Annotated in this window: 23 protein-coding genes and 1 pseudogene; 12 read left to right on the top strand and 12 right to left on the bottom strand. The window is 68.3% G+C overall.

The window, feature by feature from the left end; all coding sequences use genetic code 11:
- Positions 1 to 2: 2 nt before the first annotated feature.
- The gene (locus U9977_RS12970; RefSeq protein ID WP_416210590.1) at positions 3 to 554 is read right to left on the bottom strand and encodes a YdeI/OmpD-associated family protein; all 552 of its coding nucleotides are present in this window, start codon (positions 552 to 554) and stop codon (positions 3 to 5) included.
- A 382-nt stretch (positions 555 to 936) separates the two neighbouring features.
- The gene (locus U9977_RS12965; protein ID WP_322749496.1) at positions 937 to 1323 is read right to left on the bottom strand and encodes a VOC family protein; all 387 of its coding nucleotides are present in this window, start codon (positions 1321 to 1323) and stop codon (positions 937 to 939) included.
- Positions 1324 to 1384: 61 nt separating this feature from the next.
- Between U9977_RS12965 and U9977_RS12960 the strand changes: the two genes are divergently transcribed.
- Entirely contained in the window at positions 1385 to 2347 is a 963-nt protein-coding gene (locus U9977_RS12960; RefSeq protein WP_322749495.1) for a YafY family protein, read from the top strand.
- Positions 2348 to 2362: 15 nt separating this feature from the next.
- On the opposite strand, the pseudogene U9977_RS12955 reads toward U9977_RS12960, so the two are convergent.
- Positions 2363 to 3130 (bottom strand): annotated as a pseudogene (locus U9977_RS12955) (Tn3 family transposase); the annotation flags it as partial.
- Positions 3131 to 3729: 599 nt separating this feature from the next.
- Here U9977_RS12955 and U9977_RS12950 point away from each other — a divergent pair.
- The 3 genes from U9977_RS12950 (at position 3730) to U9977_RS12940 (ending at position 5387) form a co-directional block, all read left to right on the top strand.
- Positions 3730 to 3987, top strand: coding sequence for a hypothetical protein (locus U9977_RS12950; RefSeq protein WP_322749494.1), 258 nt, complete (start codon positions 3730 to 3732; stop codon positions 3985 to 3987).
- Complete coding sequence (locus U9977_RS12945) at positions 3984 to 4364, top strand: hypothetical protein (RefSeq protein ID WP_322749493.1); 381 nt, start codon at positions 3984 to 3986, stop codon at positions 4362 to 4364. The genes U9977_RS12950 and U9977_RS12945 overlap by 4 nt, the downstream gene beginning before the upstream one ends.
- 294 nt (positions 4365 to 4658) lie before the next feature.
- Entirely contained in the window at positions 4659 to 5387 is a 729-nt protein-coding gene (locus U9977_RS12940; protein ID WP_322749492.1) for a Clp protease N-terminal domain-containing protein, read from the top strand.
- A gap of 22 nt (positions 5388 to 5409) precedes the next feature.
- On the opposite strand, the gene U9977_RS12935 is transcribed toward U9977_RS12940, so the two are convergent.
- Positions 5410 to 6222, bottom strand: coding sequence for a class I SAM-dependent methyltransferase (locus U9977_RS12935; protein ID WP_416210589.1), 813 nt, complete (start codon positions 6220 to 6222; stop codon positions 5410 to 5412).
- Positions 6223 to 6435: 213 nt separating this feature from the next.
- Complete coding sequence (locus U9977_RS12930) at positions 6436 to 6828, bottom strand: helix-turn-helix transcriptional regulator (protein ID WP_322749490.1); 393 nt, start codon at positions 6826 to 6828, stop codon at positions 6436 to 6438.
- A 179-nt stretch (positions 6829 to 7007) separates the two neighbouring features.
- Between U9977_RS12930 and U9977_RS12925 the strand changes: the two genes are divergently transcribed.
- The gene (locus U9977_RS12925) at positions 7008 to 8000 is read left to right on the top strand and encodes a zinc-dependent alcohol dehydrogenase family protein (protein WP_322779422.1); all 993 of its coding nucleotides are present in this window, start codon (positions 7008 to 7010) and stop codon (positions 7998 to 8000) included.
- Positions 8001 to 8575: 575 nt separating this feature from the next.
- Here the strand turns inward: U9977_RS12925 and U9977_RS12920 are convergent.
- Both U9977_RS12920 and U9977_RS12915 read right to left on the bottom strand, forming a co-directional pair.
- Positions 8576 to 9028 (bottom strand): hypothetical protein, encoded by a 453-nt coding sequence (locus U9977_RS12920; RefSeq protein ID WP_322749488.1) that lies wholly within the window; start codon positions 9026 to 9028, stop codon positions 8576 to 8578.
- A complete protein-coding gene (locus U9977_RS12915; protein ID WP_322749487.1) occupies positions 9028 to 9522 on the bottom strand; it encodes a recombinase family protein in 495 nt (164 codons plus the stop codon). The genes U9977_RS12920 and U9977_RS12915 overlap by 1 nt, the downstream gene beginning before the upstream one ends.
- Positions 9523 to 9737: 215 nt before the next feature.
- Here U9977_RS12915 and U9977_RS12910 point away from each other — a divergent pair, with 215 nt between their 5' ends.
- Positions 9738 to 10568: a methylenetetrahydrofolate reductase gene (locus U9977_RS12910; protein WP_322749498.1), complete on the top strand. Its 831-nt coding sequence runs from the start codon at positions 9738 to 9740 to the stop codon at positions 10566 to 10568.
- A gap of 31 nt (positions 10569 to 10599) precedes the next feature.
- Here the strand turns inward: U9977_RS12910 and U9977_RS12905 are convergent, their stop codons facing one another.
- The gene (locus U9977_RS12905; protein ID WP_322749486.1) at positions 10600 to 10782 is read right to left on the bottom strand and encodes a hypothetical protein; all 183 of its coding nucleotides are present in this window, start codon (positions 10780 to 10782) and stop codon (positions 10600 to 10602) included.
- Between the two features lie 452 nt (positions 10783 to 11234).
- On the opposite strand from U9977_RS12905, the gene U9977_RS12900 reads away from it, so the two are divergent.
- Entirely contained in the window at positions 11235 to 12431 is a 1197-nt protein-coding gene (locus U9977_RS12900; RefSeq protein ID WP_322749485.1) for a PP2C family protein-serine/threonine phosphatase, read from the top strand.
- A gap of 17 nt (positions 12432 to 12448) precedes the next feature.
- Here U9977_RS12900 and U9977_RS12895 read toward each other — a convergent pair whose 3' ends face one another.
- The 3 genes from U9977_RS12895 to U9977_RS12885 are packed head-to-tail and all read right to left on the bottom strand — an operon-like array spanning position 12449 to position 13916.
- Complete coding sequence (locus U9977_RS12895) at positions 12449 to 13126, bottom strand: MBL fold metallo-hydrolase (protein WP_322749484.1); 678 nt, start codon at positions 13124 to 13126, stop codon at positions 12449 to 12451.
- Positions 13127 to 13167: 41 nt separating this feature from the next.
- Complete coding sequence (locus tag U9977_RS12890) at positions 13168 to 13647, bottom strand: hypothetical protein (RefSeq protein WP_322749483.1); 480 nt, start codon at positions 13645 to 13647, stop codon at positions 13168 to 13170.
- Positions 13644 to 13916, bottom strand: coding sequence for a hypothetical protein (locus U9977_RS12885; RefSeq protein ID WP_322749482.1), 273 nt, complete (start codon positions 13914 to 13916; stop codon positions 13644 to 13646). Before U9977_RS12885 ends, U9977_RS12890 begins: the two co-directional genes overlap by 4 nt.
- Before the next feature lie 182 nt (positions 13917 to 14098).
- Here U9977_RS12885 and uvrA point away from each other — a divergent pair, with 182 nt between their 5' ends.
- Positions 14099 to 17002, top strand: a complete 2904-nt coding sequence (uvrA, locus tag U9977_RS12880; protein WP_322749481.1) for an excinuclease ABC subunit UvrA — start codon at positions 14099 to 14101, stop codon at positions 17000 to 17002.
- On the opposite strand, the gene U9977_RS12875 is transcribed toward uvrA, so the two are convergent.
- Entirely contained in the window at positions 16999 to 17412 is a 414-nt protein-coding gene (locus tag U9977_RS12875) for an SsgA family sporulation/cell division regulator (protein WP_322749480.1), read from the bottom strand. The two genes, uvrA and U9977_RS12875, sit on opposite strands and share 4 nt — an antisense overlap.
- A gap of 469 nt (positions 17413 to 17881) precedes the next feature.
- Between U9977_RS12875 and uvrC the strand changes: the two genes are divergently transcribed.
- The 4 genes from uvrC to whiA all read left to right on the top strand — a co-directional run.
- Positions 17882 to 20200, top strand: coding sequence for an excinuclease ABC subunit UvrC (uvrC, locus tag U9977_RS12870; protein WP_322749479.1), 2319 nt, complete (start codon positions 17882 to 17884; stop codon positions 20198 to 20200).
- The gene (gene rapZ, locus U9977_RS12865; protein WP_322749478.1) at positions 20197 to 21069 is read left to right on the top strand and encodes an RNase adapter RapZ; all 873 of its coding nucleotides are present in this window, start codon (positions 20197 to 20199) and stop codon (positions 21067 to 21069) included. The genes uvrC and rapZ overlap by 4 nt, the downstream gene beginning before the upstream one ends.
- Positions 21066 to 22241, top strand: coding sequence for a uridine diphosphate-N-acetylglucosamine-binding protein YvcK (locus U9977_RS12860; RefSeq protein WP_322749477.1), 1176 nt, complete (start codon positions 21066 to 21068; stop codon positions 22239 to 22241). The genes rapZ and U9977_RS12860 overlap by 4 nt, the downstream gene beginning before the upstream one ends.
- A partial coding sequence (gene whiA / locus U9977_RS12855; protein WP_322749476.1) for a DNA-binding protein WhiA occupies positions 22238 to 23190 on the top strand: 953 nt, incomplete at its 3' end. The genes U9977_RS12860 and whiA, both read left to right, overlap by 4 nt.

The following is a 23190-nucleotide window of genomic DNA, read 5'->3' as shown; positions in this document are numbered from 1 at the left end:
CCTCAGGGGTAGAGCTTCTTCTGTTCGGCGAGCATTGCTACATACGTCTCGATCCGCCGCGCCCGGGTCTCGGGCTTCTTGGCGTCCTGAATGCGGTACAGGACCGCGTATCGGTTCTGGCCGTCCAGTGTCGCGAAGAACTTCTCAGCGGCGGGGTTCGCGGCGAGGGCCTCAGTCAGATCGTCCGGCACCGAGGCGCTCCTCCACCCGTCGTACGCGGCGTCCCAGCGGCCATCCGTCTTCGCACGCTCGATCTCGGCAAGCCCCGCCGGTCGCATGCGTCCCTGTTCGAGCAGGGACGCGGCCTTATCGCGGTTTATCTTCGACCACTTACTCTTGGGCTTGCGTGGTGTGAACCGCTGCAGCCAGTAAGAGTCGTCGAACTTTCCCTTCTGCCCGTCGATCCAGCCGTAGCAGAGTGCCACATCGAGGGCCTGTGTGTAGTCCAGCGCCACGACCCCGCGGGCCTTCTTCCTGAGCTTCAGCCAGATGCCGGGGGAGGAGGAGTGGTGCTCGCCCAGCCAGTGCTCGAATGCCTGAGCAGATTCGAACATAATGATTTCCAAGTCATCAGCCTCTTCAGGAGTGAACACACATGCTGGCCAATCGTCGCGCATTTCGGACATGGCGTGATGGCCATTCCCGCGACCGGGCCGAGGTCCCGCGACACGCGCAGACCATGGCGGCGACGAACCGGGCCGTGCCGTCCTCGGGCGGGGCGACCTGACAGTCTCGGAGGCCTGGAAGGAAATGGCCCCGGCTCGGCGCCGTTCCTGATTTCGGTGGCTCGTTCGTCAGGGTCGGCCGTCGGCTGGGAGGCCCACCCGCCCAGGGCAGTGAGATCTGTGCGGTCCGGTGGGGCGGACAGCAGGGCGGCGGCGAGTTCGCCGCCCCTGTCCGGGCGTGCGGTCATGGACATCAGTCGGCCGATCATGCTCAGACCTGGGTGGAGATGCAGAACGGGTGGCCGGCGGGGTCCAGCAGCACCCGCCACCGATCGGGATGCGGCTGGACCGGGGGCTCGACGGCGCCCAGGGCGAGCAGACGGGCCTGGGCGGCGTCCAGATCGTCGACGCCCAGGTCGATGTGAGCCTGCTTCTCCTGGGACGGGTTCGGCCAGGTGGGACGCTGGTAGCCGGCCAGCCGGTTGAAGCCCAGACCGGGCGAGCCTTCCTGGCCGAGCAGGATGAAGTCGTCGCTGGAGTAGGCGACGGGCAAACCAAGGGCGTCGCCGTAGAAGCGGGCCAGCTCGGCCGGGTCCAGGCAGTCGAAGGTGACGGCCGAGTAGCGGATCGCGGGTGCGGGTGTGGCTTCGGTGCTCATGGGGAAGACGCTATGACGGGATCAGGACAGAAACGGTCCTGGTCATGGGAAGCTTCGGGATGTGAGCAGCACCTCCGCCCGCCTGCTGCGACTGGTTTCGCTGCTGTCCGCGCGGCCGTCGTGGACCTGCGGCGAGCTGGCCGAGCGGATGGAGGTCACCGACCGCACAGTCCGGCGGGATATCGCCAGGCTGCGGGAACTCGGCTACGGCGTCGAGTCCGACCCCGGGCCGTGGGGCGGCTACCGCCTCGGCGGCACCCGGGTGCCGCCGCTGATCCTCGACGATGAGGAGGCGCTCGCCGTGGCCGTCGGACTGCGCGAAGCCGCACTCAGCGGCGTCCTCGGCAGCGACCAAGCCGCACTGTCAGCACTCCTGAAACTGCGGCAGGTCCTACCGCCACGCATCGCGTACCGGCTGGGCGAGATGGACGCCGCGTTCGTGCACACTCCCAGACCCGACGAGCGGCAGATCGCGCCCGGCATGCTGCTGGAACTAGCCACCGTGTGCCGCCGAGGCGAACGTACCCGCCTGTCGTACCGCGACCGGGAAGGCAAGGCCACCGTCAGGGACGTCGACCCGTACCGCCTCGTACACACAGGGCGCCGCTGGTACTTCGTCGCCCAGGATGTGGCGCGAGGCGAGTGGCGGACGTTCCGGGCCGACCGAGTGGAGCAGGCACGGCCGACCGGACACGCGGTGGAGCTCGTCGACCCGCCCGACCCGGCACTTCTGGTCTCCCGCTCCATCGCGAGCGGCACCTACCCGCTTTACGTGACGGTCCGTCTCCCGCTGCCGCAGGAGCAGGCGCTGCGGCTGGTCCCCGCGACGGTCGGTACCCACCACCCGGACGGCCCCGATGCCACCGTCGTCGAGATCGGCGGCCCCGACGCGGACGGGCTCGCCAAGTACCTGCTCAGCCTGGGCACCCCACTACAAATACTGTCCCCGGACAACGTACGGACGGCCCTGCTGCGCCGCACGCGGGAAGTGTTCGAGGACAACGGAGGCGGTCAGCTCCCATAGGGAGCGTTGCCTGTCTCAGGCATGGCCCGGGCGGCGGGGCCGCAGAGGCCGGTACCCTGCCGGGTCGAGCTTGGCGACCTCGGTGTCGACCTCCACCGCGATCGTGCCGTAGAAGTTGACGTTCTCCGAGTGTGCCGGGGAGATGTGCGCCAGCAGCTCGTCGTCGATAGCCCGGCCCTCGGCTCCCATCTGGTTGATGGCCAGCCCGTAGTACTCCGTCGTCCAGGTGACCACCACGTTCGTCAGCAGGATGAGGCACCACGCCCGCTCGGTCTGCTGGGCCAGGTAACGGTGCCGGATGGCGCCCTCGTGCGCGTACAGCAGGCTGCGGCGCAGGGAATGCAAGGACTCGCCCTTATTGAGCTGCCGGACGATCTTGCGCCGGTAGGTCTCATCCGCCAGATAGCGGGCGGCGTAGATCGTACGCCGCAGCGCGCCGTACTCCTTCAACGCGGCGGCCAGCGAGTTCTGCAGGGAGGACGCGGACAGCTTCCCCACGATCAGGGAGGCCGTGGCGTGCCCGAACTTGATCGACCCACTCAGACGCAGCAGATCGTCCCAGTGTTCCTCGATCAACGAGAAATTGATCTTCTGGGTGAGCAGCGGCCCCGCGGTGGGCCAGACGGTGTTCACCTCGCGCTGCGAATCCATCCGGTACAGCGTGATCTTGCCCAGGTCCCGGATCCGCGGCGACAGCTGCATGCCGACCAAGTCGAACAGCGCGAAGTTGACCAGCGTCATGCCATGCGTGTCCGTGGCGTGCTCGGTGATCGGCAGGTCCGTTTTCCTCAGCTCGCGTAATCCGCCTCGTGGCGGTGGCTGTCGTCGTTGGCCTAATAGGGCACACGCTGGTCACCCGCCACGATCCGAAATGTCAACAGATGTGACAGCAACCCCAGCTTTCTGCTCCGCTCCTACCGGACCCCGAGGTCCCGGTGCATGCCCGCTTCCCCGTCCCCGCGTCCACCGCCGTGTCTGTGCCTGTGGCCGGGTCGCGGCCGGCAGTTGGGCGATCCGTGAAGCACCCGGAAACGACCGGCACAGTCCTTGATCGCATCAAAGATGCGAGAGGTGTGCTGCGCCGAGCGTGACGGAAGTGTGACGAAAAGGAATCCGGCGGCAAGGAAGATCACAAGATGGGTGCGTGGTGAGGTGCGACGAACGGCAGACGCAGCGGGACGCGCCCGGCGCCGGGTCCGGGTGCGCGGGCTGGCAGGCACATCGGCTGTCCGATTGGTCGCGCCCGCTTTTCGGCGGAGGGGTGCTCCGTGCAAGGTTGCGGGATGGTCGACAGGTAGCGCATCTCCGCTGGCAGGTGAGATCTTCCAGGGTACGTCTGCGTACCCGTATCCTGTGGGGGAGTGGACTGAGAGGAGGCCGTGGTGGCGGATGCGAATGTGCGGATTCCGGCGGAGGCGCGGGATCGGCTGGCTCAGGTGGCGGCGGCGGAGGGGTTGTCGTTGCGGGCGTATCTGGCGCGGTTGGCGAGCACGCTGCTGACGCCGGCGGAGCGGGCGGAGCGCGCGGAGCGGGCACGGGCGGTGTTGCGGGAGTGGAGTGGTTACGACCCGACGGAGGAGGAGGCCGCGCAGGCTCGCGCGGAGTTGGATCGTCGGCTGGCGCGGGCGTTGGGGCGGTGAGCGGGGCGCTGCACGTGGTGCTGGATGACACGGCGATGGTCTCGGCTGGCTACGGCAACAGGCTGGCCTCCGAGCTGATTCACCTTGCCCATACCGAGCCGGGGCACTTTCTGTACGCCCCGGCGTGTGCGCTGGTGGAGGCGGATCGGGCCCGGCCGGGTACGGCTGAGCACATCGCCGCGTTGCCTGCGGTGACCATCGTGGAGCTGGACCTGGCGGCCGCGCTCGCGGTGGCCCGCGATACCAGCTGGGCGCCGGCGCACGTCCGCTATGCGGCCGAGCCCACTCCGGAGCGTCCCGAGGGTGCGGTGATCGCGACGGCGGCACCGGATCGGTGGGCGGGCCAGCCGGTCCGCCTCCTGGACCTCAGCCCGTGACGTGGTCTGGCGTCTGTTTGTTCGGTCCGAGAAGGAAGGGACCTGGGGGGCGACCGGAATACGACCGGAAGCCGTTGTAGCGATCTTCGGTGGGGGCGTTACTCGTAGGTGATGCGGTGGTCGAGTGTTGTGATCTTGTCGTCATTGGTGGGCTGGCGTAGCTGGTCGGGATGGTCCTGGCTGCGCGGTAGGTGTGCGCGGCAAGGGTGGGCCCGACCAGCACGTCGGGTCCGGACCCGGACGGGCGTCAACCCTAGGTTGACGACGGTTCATACGTCAACCTAGGGTTGACGTATGACGAATCCAGTCCGTATGACGAATCCAGTCCGGCTTGACGACCTGATCGAGGCCATCAAGAAGGTGCACTCCGACGTCCTCGAACAGCTTTCCGGCGCGGTCATCGCCGCGGATCATCTCGGCGACGTGGCTGACCATCTCATCGGCCACTTCGTGGACCAGGCACGACGCTCGGGCGCGTCTTGGACGGAGATCGGCAGGAGCATGGGGGTGACCAAGCAGGCCGCTCAGAAGCGTTTCGTTCCGAAGGGTCCCGGGGAAGGGTCGGACCTCGACCCCAGCCAGGGATTCGGTCGATTCACCACAGCGGCGAGGAATGTCGTGATGGCCGCGCAGAACGAAGCCCGGGAGGCCGGCAACGACGAGATTCGCCCCGCGCACCTGGTGCTGGGCCTTCTGAGCGAGCCCGATGCACTCGTCGCGGAGTCGATCCTCGCCCAAGGCGTACCACTGGACACCATCCGCCAAGCCGTCACCGCGACCCTGCCGCAGGCAGCCGACCAGGTTCCCGACCTCATCCCGTACGACTCGGGGGCGCGCAAGGCGCTGGAACTGACGTTCCGGCAGGCCCTACGGATGGGCGACAACGTCGTCGGGACCGAGCACATCCTGCTCGCACTGTTGGAACTCGAAGACGGCACAGGCGTGCTCGCCAGCCTCGGGGTCGACAAGGCGACCGCCGACGCCCACATCACAGCCGCCGTAGCCGCGGCACGTGCGACGTAGCCGTCTCGACGCGGATGTCAGGTCATGAGCGCCTGCAGAGGATCTCGCCGTGGAGGACGGCGAACCAGCCGTCGGGGGATGCCGCCCAGGTACGCCAGGCGCTCGAGATCCGGGCGAGGTCGTCGTCGAGGGCGAGGCCCGATGCCAGCAGCTGGTCGGCTACGGCCGAGGCCACGATGCGTTCGGCCCACATTCCGCCCCACCAGGCCCGGTCCGCCGGGGTCGCGAAGCACCAGGTGCTGGCCGTCGCCGTCACGTCGGTGAACCCGGCGGCGCGGGCCCAGGACACCAGGTGGCGGCCGGCGTCGGGCTCGCCCCCGTTGGCGCGGGTTGCCTGCTGGAACAGGGCGAGCCACTCGTCCAACTCCGGGAGCCGCGGGTACCAGGCGAACGCCGCGCAGTCGCCGTCACGGGCGGCGACTATCCCGCCGGGCCGGCAGACCCGGCGCATCTCCCGCAGGGCGCCCACCGGGTCGGCCACATGTTGGAGGACCTGGTGAGCGTGCACGACGTCGACGCTGTCGTTCGGCAGGTCGAGCGCGTTGACGTCCCCGACGATGAAGTCGATGGTGTCCTGGCCGCGGGCGGCGGCCTCGGCCCGCGCGAGGTCCAGGACCTCCTCGCTGACCTCGAGCGCCGTCACCCGTCCCGGAGCGACGCGGGCCGCGAGATCCGCGGTGATCGTGCCGGGCCCGGCGCCGACGTCGAGCACTGTCATGCCTGGCACCAGCCAGGGGAGTAGGTAGGCGGCTGAGTTTTCGGCGGTGCGCCACCGGTGTGCGCTCAGCACCGACACGTGATGTCCATGCGTGTAGACGTTCGCGGCACCGACCACAGAGACCTCCCATCAAGCGTCTCATATTATGAGACTGTCATCCCGAATGTTGAGCCGTGTGTGATGGTACCCCTGCGGGCCGGGGAGCGAAAGCACCAGCCAGGACGAGCGATTGACCGTACCCGTTGATAGTCAACGGTGTTGACGACTCTGCTTTGATCGAATTTGATCTTCAAAAACAACCAAACAACTCAACACCGAGGCCTCCCGGCCTCATAGCCCTGTCTGCGTGTCCGGTCCCGGGGCAGCCGGGCCGGCCCCCGCTGGGCGGCTTCCGTCGCCGGCGGTCATGAGCGCGCCGAGCAAGCCTGGGAAAACCGCGTTGATCTCGGCGTGTCGCAGGGCGTTCATCCGAGAGGTGCCCACGTAGTACTGGCGGATGAGCCCGGCCTCGCGCAGCACGCGAAAGTGGTGGGTGGCCGTGGACTTCTCCACTGGAAGGTCGAATGCGCCGCAGTTGATGTCACCGGACGCGGCGTACAGCTGGCAGACGATGCTGCGGCGCACCGGGTCCACCAGAGCCTCGAGAACCTTCTGAAGAGTGATCGCCTGCACGTCGGGGTGGGGTGGGACGCGCTCCTGCCCGCTGGATCGTGCGACGGCCATCAACCAGCGCCTCCTTCTGCTGCTTTCCCTATCATACGAGCCGGATCAAAGTTTGGTGACCATCAAAGTTTGGTGACCATCAAAGTTTGACAACTGTCGAACTTATGGGTTTCACTAGGGACGGCCGCCGCGGCGCACGCGCCGGCCCCCCGTCCCCGTGTTCGGAAAGGCGATCCATGATGGCCAGGACAGTGCGGTTCCACGACGTCGGTGGCCCGGAGGTACTGAGGCTGGAGGACGTTGAGGTTGGCGAGCCCGGGCCGGGCGAGCTGCGTGTCCGGGTGGACGCGATCGGCCTCAACCGGGCCGAGGTGATGTTCCGGGGTGGCTACTACATCGAGCCGGTCAAGGAGTTTCCCGCCCGGCTGGGTTATGAGGCCGCGGGTGTTGTCGAGGCCGTCGGCGTCGGCGTTGCCGGCTTCGAGATCGGTCAGGCGATCAGTGTCGTACCTGCTTTCTCACAGAACGACTACGGCGTCTACGCCGAGCGGGCCATCGTTCCCGCCTCAGCGGTGCTGCACCGCCCGGAGGGCGTGGACGCGGTTGTGGGTGCGGCGGTGTGGATGCCCTATGTGACCGCGTACGGGGCCTTGGTGGAGATCGGCGGAATGCGGGCCGGTGACACCGTCGTCCTCACCGCAGCCTCCAGCAGTGTGGGGCTTGCCGCCATCCAGGTGGCAAACCGTGTCGGCGCTGTTCCGATCGTCACGACCCGCACGAGCGCCAAGAAGGAGCGGCTACTCAAGGCGGGCGCGGCCGAAGTGATCGTCGTCGAGGAGGAGAACGTCGTCGAGCGGGTCCTCGCCGCAACCGGTGGCCGTGGTGCCGAGTTCGTCTTCGACGCCGTTGCCGGCCCTGGCGTGCTCGACCTGGCCAAGGTGGTCGCGCCTGACGGCACCCTGTTCATCTACGGCCTGTTGAGTGGCGAAACCACGCCGTATCCGATGGCGCCGATGCCGGCGTTGAACATGCGCACCTACACCCTGTTCGAGATCACCACGGACGAACGGCGGCTGCGCCGTGCCGAGGCGTTCGTGGCCTCTGGTCTGCGAACGGGTGCCTTTCAGCCCGTGGTGGACCGCACCTTCGATCTGGAAGAGATCGTGGCGGCCCACCGGTATATGGAATCCAACGCCCAGATCGGCAAGATCGTCGTCACGGTCACGCACTGACCCGATTTCGCGGCTCGAAAGTCTGCGTGTCCGGTCCCGGGGCAGCCGGGCCGGCCCCCGCTGGGCGGCTTCCTTCGCCGGAGGTCACGAGCGCACCGAGCAAGCCTGGGGAAACCGTGTCGATCTCGGCGTGTCGCAGGGCGTTCATCCGAGAGGTGGCCGCGGGGATGGGTAGCCGCGGTGGCAGCGACGCCTTGGTGGGTAGCCGGCTCGGCACGAGTGGATGGTTGGCATACATTTTCCGGCCGAAAACCGGCGCCTCCTGACGTCATCCTTCCACTCGTCAAACCGAAGGGAATGCGGATCAAGGAGCGAGGTTGGGGTGGATGCGTCGCGAGGCGCGAGGAGGTCCGGGTAGTGGTGGTCGCCGTAGCATCCGCCGAAAAACGAGCGGATATGGCTGGCCTGCGGGGATCCGGTCGGGAGACTGCGCGACGAACAACGGAGTCGGCGCGGCCGGGTAAGGCGCTGTCCAGCAGATCACCGCTACCGCCAACGGACGCCACGAGTCCTTCCTCGGCCCCACTCTCGCCCATCCGGAGGTCACCTGGGGTACCCCTGCCGCCCGGGATCGACTACTGGTCCTCCGCGAGGCGACGCAGAATATTCGCCAGGAGGATGACGGTGTCGGCGGCGATTCCCGCGTCTCGTCGGGACGAGGTGGAGGTGTGTTTCACCTGCTGGGCGAAGGCGAAGGCGAAGGCGAAGGCGAAGGCGATGGCGGACCTGGCGAGCCTGCGTAGCTCATCGTTGCTCGATCCGGGGGCCGCAAGCTCGACGTACCGTTCGATCCGGATCTTTGTCTTGCCGACGGGTGGCTCTTCCTCCCCCTCCTGCAAGTGGAGCTTGGGGTCGTACACCTGCCGACTCAGTGCCTCGGTGAGGATCACGCAGTCGTTGCCGATGTTGCGATAGTCCTGCTCCGTGCGAGCGATCTGGAAGTGGCGACGTAGCTCCGCTACCTCGGCGTCGACGCCCCAGTAGTTCGGGACGTCGAACTCTTCGCCGTAGAAGTCGTCCGGTCTCATCAGGCCGATCCACCAGCCGGCCGGTTGCCGACGATGCTCTTGTCGAGATGCCCGTAGACGGTGGAGCGCGCTACACCGAAGACAGCAGCGATCTGGGTGACGGTGTGGTTGCCGCCGTCGTAGAGCTGTTGGGCGACGGCGGCCTGCTCGATTGAAAGGCGGGGGCGCCGGCCACCAGCGCGACCGCGAGCGCGGGCGGCCGCGAGGCCGTCGCGGGTGTTGGCGACGATGAGCTCGCGCTGATACTCGGCAAGTACGGAGAGCATGCCGAACATCGCACGGCCCTCGGCGGTGGACGTATCGATGCCCTGCTCGACGACATGCAGCCCGACCTCGCGGTCACGGAGTTCGGCACCAAGGGTGACGAGGTGTAGCAGGGATCGGCCGAGTCGGTCGAGGCGGGTGACCTTGAGTGTGTCGCCGGCGCGCAGCAGTGCGTCGACCTGGTGGTCGGGGTTCTGGTCCGCGGTCGAGACCCGCGCGTAGCCGATCAAGACGGCGTCGACAGACGACCGTTTGCCGACAAGATCGGCTATGTCGACGGGAAGCTGGAACTGGCTGCGCTGCAGGCACTCTCGCCATCCTGGTTCACGCGTCGAAGGTACTCGTCATCGACTAGGACTCCTGGGAGATCCTTTCCGACCTGTTCGAAGGAGCTGCTGGCTGACAGACTCTGGCGGTGACGAATCAGGCGAGTGCTTTCGACATCATGTGCGAGATCGAGCCGGCCACCGGGCCAGACCTGACTCGCGTCCGCCGCCAGATCGCCGTCCTGGCGGGCGTCGCCGACTCATTCCTCGTCCCGGACAACCACCTCGGCCGCGCCACCGTCTCCAGCATCGCCGTCGCCCAGGAAGTCGCAGCACTCGGCGCCCCAGCGGTGGCCTGCGTGAACAGCCGAGACCGCAACCTCCTCGGTTTCCGCCGGGACCTGCTCACCGCCGCCGCCTACGGCGTCAACGACTTCCTGTTCGTCCGCGGCGACGAACCCAGCGAAGGCACCCGATCGACCGACCTGACCGTGCGCCGGATGATCGACGAAGCCCACGCCTACGCCGAACGTGACTTCCGCGTCGGCGCGACCCTGCGGGCCGGCAGCCCGGTCCCCGACTGGAAGACCTCAGCCGACTTCCTCCTGGTCCAGGTCAACTACGACATCGACGCTCTCCTCGCTTGGCGCGAATCGATCACTTACACCGGCCAGCTCTTCGCCGGAGTCATGGTGATGGCGAGCAGCAAGATGGCACAGCGCATCGCAGCGGACGTCCCCGAGATCGGTGTCCCAGACCAGCTCATCCACGACCTCGAAACCGACCGAGACGCCGGCGTGGACCTCGCCCTCACGATGATCGACCAGATCCGAAGCTCAGGAGCGTTCGACGGCGTGCACTTCGTCCCAGTCGGACGCTACGCCGACATCGCCGCTCGACTTCGCACTTCCCAGCCAACCCAGCTGACGCGGTCACCCCAGAAGGGCGAGACCGGACCCGACTGCCGCTACCTCTCGCGGCGAGGCCGCAGTGGCTCGAGCCACGAATAATGTCGAAGCGAATATTGCTGGTTACCAGCAACTACGAAAAGCGACCGAGCAGCTTCGTCACGGTTGCGGCGAGCTGGTCAACGTCGACCCGCGACGCGGTGTCCACACGGATCACTGGGCCGACTCCCAGCGGCTGCGGATCGACGGCCCAGGCAGCCCAGGAGCGGCTGAGGTGGCGGGCGTCCTCGTAGACGGCTGGCGCGCAGGACGACACCTGACACCCGCGGACGGCAACAGCCAGCCGCAGAGACAGGCGACCTTCGTTGCCTCCTTCTGGCCCACCAGTGTGCTAAGCAGGGCCAGACCATCGACGATGTTCTCGAGCCCTGCGCGAGGCCAGGTTCCACATCTACCGGGTTGCCAACGACTACACCCTGGAACGGGCCCGGCTAACGCCACTGACCGTTCGGTTGCTGCTCAAGCCCCTACACCTACCGCAGGCCGGCCGACCGTTCCCTCACTTCCAGTTTTCTGAACTATCTGATGAGGGGTAACGGCCAGGACGCGATAAATACCCACGGGAACCTGCCGTGCTACACGCCGGAGGGTTACAAGCGCTGTCAGGACGACCGGACGGGATGAGCTGTCACCCGTGGTCGCCCGGGACCTGACCGTCGACCGGCGGTGGCCCGGCCGGCCCGGTGATTGGGCGTGCACAGTCCGGGTATGAAAGGCAGTGGTCAGCCCGAGGTGGTGACGGCGGTGCAGCTACGACCATCAGCCACGCGGCTGGTCGAGCGACCCATGCGGCCGGACCGACAGGCCAACGAGCGTGAGCCGCAGGCGCGCAGAGTAAGATGGCTGCCTCTTCTCGCCCCGCTCGCGGTGCTCGTCGTGGTCGTCGGTGTGGAGTTGGCCGACCGAGAGTGGACGATCCTTGAGCTGGCGGTCCTGTGCCCGATGCTCTCCGCTACGCTGACGGGCCCTCGTCTGACCGCGGTATATGGGGTCGCCGCGGTGGTGGCCGGTGCTCTGTTGGGGATTCACGACGGCCTCTACCAACCCCGCCACGGTGGACCGTTAGCCCAACTGGTCCGCCTGGCCGGCATAACAGCGGGCGCCGTCATCGCCGTCATGGTGAGCCGTTACCACACCCGGCGCGAAACGAAGCTGCACAATGTCACGCAGGTGGCGCAGACGGCGCAGCAGACGATTCTCTCATCGGTCCCGCCCACGTTGGATGGCCTGCGGCTCGCTGTCCGCTACGAGAGCGCCACCGCGGAAGCTGCGGTCGGCGGCGACCTGTACGACATTCTCGCCAGCCCATGGGGCATCCGCATTCTCGTCGGTGACGTCCGCGGAAAAGGCCTGGGAGCCGTCTGGATCGCCAGCCGGGTGCTTGGCTGCTTCCGGACCGTTGCTCGTCGTACGCAGGACCTCAGCGCCGTCATAGCCGATCTCGACGCAGAAGTCGCCGAGGTCGGTGGTCTCGACGACTTCGTCACCGCCATCGTCGCGCAGATCCACGACGGCCAGCTGACACTGGCCAACGCGGGACACCCCGACCCTGTCGTTCTGCATTCCGACACTGCACATCTGCTCACCGTCCCGCTCCGAGCGCCGCCTCTCGGTCTCGCCGCTGGAGCCGCTGGACGCCGCGCGGTCACGCTGCTGCCAGGCGACCGGCTACTCCTCTACACCGACGGGCTGGCGGAAGCGCGACACCCGGTCACCGGCGAGTTTTTCCCGCTCCTGGACGCAGCCCGTGACGCACTTGGATCCGCGAACCTCGACACGGCATTGGCCGAGCTGGCACGCTATCTCCACCGCTGGGCCGGAGCGCATCTGGACGACGATGTGGCGCTCCTGCTCGTCGAGATCCCGCGGGCGGGTACCGCCGATGCCACGACTCGCCGCCGATAGCCTGGCCCGAGGCGGGCTCACCAGCCGCGGGCGCGCCAGTCGGCGAAATGGGGTCGCTCCACACCGAGGGTCGTGTCCTTGCCGTGCCCGGGGTAGATCCACGTGGCATCCGGAAGCCGTCCGAAAACATTCCGCTCGAGGTCGTCCATGAGGGAGTTGAACGCCTCGGCGTCCCCGAACGTCGAGCCGGGGCCACCAGGGAAAAGGCAATCACCGGTGAACAGATGCGGGGCCGTCGGGTCGGCGTCGTAGAGCAGCGCGATCGATCCGGGCGTGTGCCCGACCAGGTGGATCACTCGCAGCGTCGCGTCACCGACCGTCACCTGGTCGCCGTCGCAGACCAGGGTCGTCGTCGGCACCGGGATGGCGTCCGCGTCGTCCGGATGCGCCACCGTCCTTGCCCCGGTGGCCGCGACCACCGCCTCCAGGGCCTGCACATGGTCACCGTGACGGTGGCTCGTGACCACGGTCGCGAGCCCAGCCTCGCCGATGAGACCCAGCAGCGTCCCGGCCTCGTTCGCGGCGTCGATCAGGAGCTGCTCGCCGGTTGCGGCACAGTGCAGCAGGTAGGCGTTGTTGTCCATCGGGCCTACCGCGACCTTGGTAATGGTCAGTCCGGGCAGCTCCCGGACGTCCACCGGCCCGCCTACCACGACCGCGCCGCTGTAGCCGTCACCTTTGATCCTGTGTCTCATGATCCCCTTCTTTGCAGGTGATCGATACCGATGATCGGACTTCAGGACCATGGCACCTGATATCGGTCGAATACCTCACGTAGATGCCCTATTGGGCAAATCGCCTGACCGTTGAGATACCAACAGGCAATCCCGGTAGGGTCGAGTGCCGCTGACAGGACCCCGCGGTCGCCTCCAGGGAGGATCAGCTCCGGCCATGGCCGGCCCAGCAGGTCCATCACATCGTCGACAAGAGTGTCCGCGCCGAGCGCGCACGCCGCCTCCACGCCGTCCTCGAGATGCGCGAGGAAGCGGTGCCCACCTGCCGAGACGACGAGGGCCTGGGCCTCAATCATTGCTGTGGAGCCGGCGTGGCCTCGCCCCGGCGGCGCAAACGACGGGTCGACAAGCAGTCGGATATCGGGAAAAACAGGCAGTTCGAAATCCGCCTGAAGGCGTCGTTGGACCGCCGCGCGGGCAGCATCGAAGCCGGCCGGTGACCATCGACCTACCCAGGCCGCCTCGAACGTTGCCGACGTCATGCCGTTCTGCATGCCAGGTAGAATATCGCGTGGTCGCCCTTTGCATTGGTGACCGTACCCTCGAGTCGGAACACTCCGCCGGAGACGACGTCCCGCGCGTTGACCGAACCGTGCGGCGGGTAAACACCCCGCTGGATCCCGTAGCCCTTTCCCTTCTGCTGCGCAGTCAGTGTCCCGAGGCTGCTCGATGGGCTGAAACTCGGCGAGCAGCCGCTGCTCGGGCTGCCAACGCTGGTGGTACCGGCGCAGCCCAGAAGTGCGGTTGTCATGCATCCGACCGACGGGCCGTGACTGTCCGAATCGGGAGGGCGAGGCGGCGCACGAGCGGGGGTCGTCCCGGAGCCCTCCCGAAGCTGTCGGACCCCGTCCGTAACATGGCAGGCGCTGCGGACATCCCGGTCCCGACCGCGGCACGCCCCCTCACCCCGAGCAGACCGCGAAGGATCCCACGATGGCCGACCGTCTCGTCGTTCGCGGCGCGCGAGAGCACAACCTGCGCGATGTCGACCTCGACCTGCCGCGGAACGCCCTGATCGTCTTCACCGGCCTGTCTGGCTCGGGGAAGTCCAGCCTCGCCTTCGACACGATTTTCGCGGAGGGGCAGCGGCGGTACGTCGAGTCGCTGTCGGCCTACGCCCGCCAGTTCCTCGGCCAGATGGACAAGCCCGACGTCGACTTCATCGAGGGCCTGTCACCGGCGGTCTCCATCGACCAGAAATCGACCTCGCGAAACCCCCGGTCGACGGTCGGGACGATCACTGAGGTGTACGACTACCTGCGCCTGATGTTCGCGCGGGCGGGCCGGCCACACTGCCCGAAGTGCGGCCGGCCGATCTCCCGCCAGACCCCGCAGCAGATCGTCGACCGCCTGCTGGAGCTGCCCGAGGGCACCCGGTTCCAGGTGCTCGCCCCGGTCGTGCGGGGCCGCAAGGGCGAATATGTCGACCTCTTCGCGGACCTGCAGTCCAAGGGGTTCGCCCGGGCGCGCGTCGACGGTGACGTGGTCGCCCTCACCGACGTGCCCAAGCTGGAGAAACAACGCAAACACACGATCGAGGTCGTGGTCGACCGGCTGGCGGTGAAGGCGTCGGCGAAGCAGCGGCTGACCGACTCCGTCGAGACGGCACTCGGCCTCGGCAGCGGCTTGGTGCTGCTCGACTTCGTCGACCGCGACGCGGGCGATCCCGACCGTGAGCGGATGTACTCCGAGCACCTCGCCTGTCTGTATGACGACCTGTCGTTCGAGGAGCTCGAGCCGCGGTCGTTCTCCTTCAACTCCCCGTACGGCGCCTGTCCGGACTGTTCCGGCCTGGGCACGCGCAAGGAGGTCGACCCTGAACTCGTCGTCCCCGACCCGACCCTGTCGCTGAACGACGGAGCGGTCGCGCCATGGTCAGCCGGCCACAACAAGGAATACTTCACCCGGTTGCTGGAGGCCCTCGCCAAAGATCTCGGTTTCCGGATGGACATCCCCTGGGAGGGTCTGCCCGAACGCGCCCGCAAGGCCGTCCTGTACGGCCGGGGGGAGACCGAGGTCCAGGTCGCCTACACCAACCGCTACGGCCGGTCCCGAGAGTACTTCACGGCCTTCGAGGGGGTCGTGGCGTTCCTGGGCCGCCGGCACCGGGAGGCGGAGTCGGAGACCAGCCGTGAGCGCTACGAGGGCTACATGCGCGACATCGCCTGCCCGACCTGCCGCGGCGCCCGGCTCAAACCCGAGTCACTGGCGGTGACCCTGGGCGGTCGTTCGATCGCCGAGATAGCCGGTATGGCCATCGGGGAATGCGCCGAGTTCCTGCGCACGCTCGAGCTCACCGAACGGGAGCGGACGATCGCCGGCCGCGTCCTCAAGGAGATCGACGCGCGGCTCGCCTTCCTGCTCGACGTCGGGCTCGACTACCTGTCCCTGGACCGTGCCGCCGGCACGCTGGCCGGCGGGGAGGCGCAGCGGATCAGACTCGCCACCCAGATCGGATCGGGGCTGGTCGGCGTCCTCTACGTCCTCGACGAGCCCTCGATAGGGCTACACCAGCGGGACAACCGACGCCTCATCCAGACGCTCGTCCGGCTGCGTGACCTCGGTAACACCCTGATCGTCGTCGAGCACGACGAGGACACGATCCGCGCCGCCGACTGGGTCGTGGACATCGGGCCGGGGGCCGGCGAACACGGCGGCAGGGTCGTCGTGTCCGGCCCGGTGGAGGCGCTGCTCACCGACGAGTCCTCGATCACCGGGGCCTACCTGTCGCGTCGCCGCGAGATCCCGGTGCCCGACATTCGGCGGCAGCCGACCAAGGGCCGCGCGCTGACCGTCCACGCCGCCCGTGAGCACAACCTGCGCGACGTGACGGTCTCCTTCCCGCTGGGCTGCTTCGTGGCCGTCACCGGCGTCTCCGGCTCGGGAAAGTCCACTCTCGTCAACGACATCCTGGCCGCGGTGCTGGCGAACAAGCTCAACGGCGCCCGGGAGGTGCCGGGCCGACACCGCACCGTGACGGGCCTGGAGCACCTCGACAAGGCGGTCAGGGTCGACCAGTCGGCGATCGGTCGCACCCCGCGGTCGAACCCCGCCACCTACACCGGCGTCTTCGACCACGTCCGACGCCTGTTCGCCGAGACCACCGAGGCGAAGGTCCGCGGCTATCTTCCCGGGCGGTTCTCCTTCAACGTCAAGGGCGGCCGGTGCGAGGCCTGCGCCGGAGACGGCACGATCAAGATCGAAATGAACTTTCTACCGGACGTGTACGTACCGTGCGAGATCTGCCACGGTGCCCGGTACAACCGGGAGACCCTGGAGGTCCATTTCAAGAACCGGAGCATCGCCGAGGTCCTCGACATGCCGATCGAGGAGGCCGCGGAGTTCTTCTCAGCCGTCCCGGCGATCGCCCGGCACCTGCGCACCCTCAACGACGTCGGGCTGGGCTACGTCCGGCTTGGCCAGCCCGCGCCGACCCTGTCCGGTGGGGAGGCGCAGCGGGTCAAACTCGCCGCCGAACTCCAGCGGCGCTCCACCGGGCGCACCGCCTACGTGCTGGACGAACCCACGACCGGGCTGCACTTCGAGGACATCCGCAAACTGCTGGGCGTTCTCGGACGCCTCGTGGACGCCGGCAACACGGTCATCGTCATCGAGCACAACCTGGACGTCATCAAGACGGCGGACTGGGTCATCGACATGGGCCCGGAGGGCGGTACCGGTGGTGGACGGGTCGTTGCCGAAGGATCACCCGAGGTGGTCGCCGCGGTCGAGGCCAGTCACACCGGCCTGTTTCTCCGGGAGATCCTCGGGCCGAGGGTCGGCTTTGCTCCGTCCACGGTCGCCTCGTCCGTCATGTCATCGTCTGCAGTCTCCTAGGTACGGAGGAGATCAGCCAGAACGGCGTCGAGCTCTTCGGCCGAGCGTTCCGAACCCCGAGGAACCACCTGTTCTGTCGCGTCGAGGAACGCCCGCGCGGCATCCATGTCCAGCCGGACGACGGAATGTACGTCACCGGCCGTGAGGTCGAGCCGCACACAGCCGCGGTCGGGTTCCGGAGTGATCCGCACGTCGCCGCCACCCGTGGGGATGTCCAAACCGGCGCGAAGTGCGTCCCGCAGCACCACCCAGCTGCCACGCGGCAAGGCGGGATGATCCGGTCGGGAGATGAGTTCAAACGTCACAGCAAGCGGGTCGGCCCGTCGCCAGTTCACCTGCAGCACGGTCAGCCGCCCGCGGGAAGGTGCGTCATCGACGACCAACTCGGTGGTCACATCATCCACCTGCATCCGTCGTGCCTCCTTCGTCGTGCGACGCTGTGCACCGCGATATCGAGGGTGACAGCCGGTCAGGCAAGATGCCACCCGGAGCGCGTGAAGAGACTTGTTCGGGACCAGTCTGGACAAGGTCGACGCCAGCCACAGGGCACCTTCCCCGGGGGTGAGGGCCCACAGCTGTCGCGGGATCAACGCCTGCCCAGCCGGTTGTTCTGGCCATCGTGGCCATCGGCCGGCGAGCACCTGACGAATCATGCTTCGCACACCGCTCATGGTCTTCGAGCATGGACCCTGACATCGCCCGCCGCGCTACGCCATGACGGGTGTCCCGCCAGCTGTGAGATATGCCCAGCCACGGTCGCCGCGGGGCTTTGCTCCACCCCAGGTCATGACCACCCCACAAGCCCAAGCGCTCAGCGTGGTGAAATGGCTACGTGGAGGCGTTGTTCTGTGGCAATCCGGCGCGCCGTAGGCTCGGTTCATGGCTGATCCGGCGTCCTACCGTCCCGCGCCGGGATCAGTTCCCGAGACTCCGGGCGTGTACCGGTTCTCCGACGAGCACGGCCGCGTCGTGTACGTGGGCAAGGCGAAGAACCTTCGCGCCAGGTTGTCGAACTACTTCACCGATATACACAACCTCCACCCCCGTACCCAGCACATGGTGACGACCGCGGCGTCGGTCGACTGGACCGTGGTCTTGACGGAGGTCGAAGCGCTCCAGCTCGAGTACACGTGGATCAAGGAGTTCGATCCTCGCTTCAACGTCCGTTACCGGGACGACAAGAGCTACCCGAGCCTCGCGGTGACCCTGCACGAGGAGTTCCCCCGCCTGCAGGTCATGCGCGGTCCCAAGCGCGCCGGCGTCCGCTACTTCGGCCCGTACGCCCATGCGTGGGCCATCCGGGAGACCCTCGACCTCCTGCTGCGCGTCTTCCCGGCCCGAACGTGCAGCGCAGGGGTGTTCAAACGTGCGCGCCAGATCGGTCGCCCCTGCCTGCTCGGCTACATCGACCGGTGCTCGGCACCGTGCGTGGGCCGCGTCGACGCGGCCGAACATCGGCGCATCGTCGAGGATTTCTGCGACTTCATGGCCGGGCAGACCGGCCGGTACATCCGCACCCTCGAGCGCGAGATGGCCCAGGCCGCGTCGGACCAGCGCTACGAAAGCGCGGCGCGGCTGCGCGACGACGTCGGCGCCCTGCGCCGGGCCATGGAAAAGCAGGCGGTGGTGTTGCCCGACGGCACCGACGCCGACGTCATCGCCTTCGCGCAGGACGAGCTCGAAGCCGCCGTCCAGGTCTTCTACGTGCGCGACGGCCGGGTCCGCGGCCAACGCGGCTGGGTCGTCGACAAGATCGAGGAGCGGACCACGGGGGAGCTGGTCGAGCAGTTCCTCACCCAGGAGTACCTGGCGGACGCGGCTCCCGACACCGGTGCCCGTACCGGTACCGCCACACCCGCGTCACCGGGCGCATCCGCGTCACCCGGCACGCCCGGGTCACCGGGCGCATCCGCGTCACCCGGCACGCCCGGGTCACCCGGCACGCCCGCCTCGCGCAGTGGTGCCAACGAGATTCCGCGGGAGGTGCTCGTCCCGGAGCTTCCCCCGGACCCCGACGTCGTCACCGAGCTGCTCAGCATCGCCCGCGGCAGCCGGGTCGACCTGCGGGTTCCTCGCCGCGGGGACAAGCGGACCCTGATGGAGACCGTCGAGCGTAACGCCACGCAGGCCTTCACCCTGCACCGGACGAAACGGGCCGGTGATCTGTCCGCGCGCAGCCGGGCGCTGTCAGACATCCAGGACGCCCTCGGCCTGGACGAGCCACCGCTTCGGATCGAGTCGTTCGACATCTCCAACCTGGCGGACAGCAACGTCGTCGCGAGCATGGTCGTCTTCGAGGACGGCCTGCCCCGCAAGTCGGAGTACCGGCGGTTCGCCATCCGCGGGGTCGACGGGCAGGACGACGTCGCGAGTATGCACGAGACGATCAGCCGACGGTTCACTCGGTATCTTGCCGAGCGGGCACGTACCGGTGACATCGCCGGGCTGCCGGCATCCGGCGAGTCCGGCGAGTCCGGCAAGTCAGTGGACCCAGCCGACCCGGTGGACCCGGTTACGGGTCGAATGGACCCGGTCACGGGCCGTCCCCGGCGCTTCGCCTACCCGCCCAACCTGGTTGTCGTCGACGGCGGCCCGCCACAGGTCGCCGCAGCCCGCCGGGCCCTGGACGCACTCGGTATCGAGCGCGGCCCCGGCGGCATCGCCCTGTGCGGCCTTGCCAAGCGGCTGGAAGAGGTATGGCTACCCGGTGAGGATGATCCGGTGATTCTGCCCCGGACCAGTGAGGCGCTGTACCTGCTGCAGCGGATCCGGGACGAGGCACACCGGTTCGCGATCGCCTACCACCGCCAGAAGCGCTCCAAAGCGATGGTCCGCTCGCTTCTCGACGACGTGCCGGGGCTCGGCGAGACACGTCGAAAGACGCTGCTGGCGACGTTCGGCTCCGTTGCCCGGATACGGCGGGCGACGGTTGAGCAGATAGCCGAGGTCCCGGGCATCGGCCGGCGGACGGCCCAGGCCGTGGTGGACGCGCTCGCGGCGACCGGCCCGGGAGCGGCAGGCGCCACCCCGCCCGCGGTCGACCCGTCCACGGGGGAGATTCTTGCGGCTGACGAAACCGCGCCGGTGTCGCCACCCGCGGTGTCCGAGCGCGGATCGGGGCCATCGGGTTCCGCCACCGGGGCCGCCGCCGGGCAAGCCGGTTCCGACGCCACATCAACCTGGGGTGTTCCCACATGACCACCGCCGCGCCGCTTGACCTCGCCATCATCACCGGACTGTCCGGAGCGGGCCGCAGTACCGCGGCCAAGTGCCTGGAGGATCTCGGCTGGTTCGTCGTCGACAACCTGCCACCGGCGTTGCTGGCCACCATGACCGAACTCGGACTGCGGTCGCAGGGGGCGGTCAACCGCATCGCGGTGGTCGTCGACGTCCGCGGCCGGGCGTTCTTCTCCGATCTGCGCGCGACGCTGGACACGCTCAATGCCCGCGGCATGCAGCCACGCGTGCTCTTCCTGGAAGCGGCGGACGAGACGCTGGTCCGCAGGTTCGACCACGTCCGGCGGCCGCATCCACTGCAGGGCGAGGGCAGGGTGGTCGACGGAATCAGCCGTGAACGCGCCTTGCTCGCGGAGCTGCGCGGCGAGTCGGACCTGGTGCTCGATACCACCGATCTCAACGTCCACGAGTTGCGGGCCAAGATCGACGCCGCCTTCGGTCAACCGGGTGGAAACCGGTTGAACGCGACGGTGGTCTCCTTCGGCTACAAGTACGGCCTGCCGCTGGACGCGGACCTGGTTGCCGACTGCCGGTTCCTGCCGAACCCGCACTGGGTGGAGGCGCTACGACCGTTCACGGGCCGTGATCCAGATGTTCGTGACTACGTCCTCGCCCAGCCCGGGGCGATGGAGTTCATCAACCAGTACGCGGCGTTGCTGCGACTGGTGGGGGAGGGGTATGTGCGTGAGGGCAAGCGGTATCTGACGCTCGCGATCGGATGCACCGGCGGTAAACATCGCAGTGTAGCCATGGCCGAGCAGCTCGCCTCCCGGCTCGCCGGCGACGGTGTCGGCGTCCGGGTCGTTCACCGTGATCTGGGGCGGGAGTGACAGGTACCGGTCCCGCGGTGGTGGCCTTCGGCGGTGGCCACGGCCTGGCCGCCTCGTTGCGGGCGCTGCGGCGCATCACCCGCCACCTCACCGCGGTTGTGACTGTAGGTGACGACGGTGGATCGTCGGGTCGGCTCCGCACGGAGCTGGGAGCGCTGCCCATGGGTGATCTGCGGATGGCGCTGGCCGCGCTCGCCGGTACCGACAGCTGGTCGACCACCTGGGCGGAGCTGTTCCAGCACCGGTTCGGCGGAGGAGGGCCGCTGGCCGGTCATGCCGTCGGCAATCTGGTGCTCAGCGCGCTCGCCGAGCGCCAGAGCTCTGCGGTGGACGCTCTCGATCTTGCTGCCCGGCTGCTGGGAGCCGCCGGACGGGTGCTGCCGCTGTCGGACACGGGCATCGACATCGTTGCGGAGGTGGCCGGTCTCGACCCCCGTCAGCCGGCGGCCGTCGTCGAGGTCCGCGGCCAGGCTGCGGTGGCCACCACGTCCGGCCGGGTCCGCAGCCTCCGGCTCGAGCCCGTGACGCCCGCGGCGTGCCGGCCTGCGCTCGAAGCCGTCGAGCGGGCCGAATGGGTGGTGTTCGGCCCGGGTTCGCTCTACACCAGCGTGCTGCCTCACCTGCTGGTGCCCGAGATGACCGGCTGCCTTCTCCGTTCACCGGCTCGCCGCGTCATGGTCCTGAACCTGGCGCCGCAACCCGGTGAGACCGCCGGCTATCCGCCCGAAGCGCATCTGCGGGTCATCGAAACGCACGCGCCGGGGCTGCTGTTCGACGTCGTGATCGCTGACCGCGACGCGGTCGGTGAGCCGGGCGTACTCGCCCGTGCCGCCGCCGACCTGGGGGCTCGTCTGTACCTCGTACCGGTCGCCTACCCCGGCGAGCCACATCATGACCCCCGACGGCTCGCCGTCGCGTTCGAGGCGGTGTTCGCGAACATGGCCGGGAACGGAAACATGGCCGGGAACGGGGCCGGGAACGTGACCGGCCTCAGGTCAGGCGCCCGGTCGGGCCCGGCCACGGGGGCCACGGGGGTTTCAGACGATGCTGCGCGCCGTGACGCTGTGCGCCGTGATGCTGTGCGCCGCAACGCCGGGTCCGCCGGGTCCGCCCGTGAAGGTGTCTTCCCCGCTCATGAAGGTGCCGTCTCCGCTCATGAAGGTGAGGAATGATTCGTGTGGCCGCAATGACCGCCACCGTCAAGGACGAGCTCAGCAGGTTGCGGGTGGCGAAGCCATGTTGTCGCAGGGCGGAAATGGCCGCGCTGTTGCGCTTCGGTGGCGGGCTGCACATTGTGCGTGGCCGTATCGTCGTCGAGGCCGAACTCGACGCGGGTGCCACCGCTCGGCGGCTGCGCCGCGAGATCGCAGAGGTGTTCGGCTTCCCGTCGGGCATCGCGGTGCTCGCCGCGGGTGGGCTGCGCCGTTCCGTGCGGTACATCGTCCGGGTGGAGCGTGACGGCGAGCAGCTGGCGCGGTCGACCGGACTGCTCGACCAGCGGGGTCGCCCGGTGCGAGGGTTGCCACCACAAGTGGTGACGGGTGCTTCCTGTGATGCTGCGGCTGCGTGGCGTGGGGCGTTCCTGGCCCATGGCTCACTGACCGAGCCAGGCCGCTCATGCTCCCTGGAGATCACTTCGCCGGGGCCGGAGGCTGCGCTCGCGCTGGTCGGCGCAGCCCGTCGACTCGGTGTCGCGGCCAAGAGCCGCGAGGTGCGCGGGGTGGACCGGGTGGTGATCCGCGATGGCGACGCGATCAGCGTGCTGCTGACGAAGATCGGCGCGCATGACAGCCTGCTGGCCTGGGAGGATCGGCGGATGCGCCGCGAGGTGCGGGCGACCGCGAACCGGCTGGCGAATTTCGACGACGCCAACCTGCGCCGTTCGGCGCGCGCGGCGGTCGCGGCCGGCGCCCGGGTCCAGGCGGCGTTGAGGATCCTGGGAGATGACGCACCCGGACATCTGCTCGCGGCCGGACGGCTGCGCCTTGAGCATGCCCAGGCATCCCTGGAGGAGCTGGGTGCGCTCGCGGAGCCGCCGCTGACCAAGGATGCGGTCGCCGGTCGCATCCGGCGGCTGCTGGCGTTGGCCGACAAGAGGGCGCATGCGCTCGGGTTGCCGAA

The sequence above is a fragment of the Protofrankia sp. Cas8 genome (genome assembly GCF_963555845.1).
In the GTDB taxonomy this organism is placed as follows: domain Bacteria; phylum Actinomycetota; class Actinomycetes; order Frankiales; family Frankiaceae; genus Protofrankia.
The sequence above is the reverse complement of the archived record's forward strand: the minus strand, read 5'-3'. Positions and strand labels throughout refer to the sequence as shown.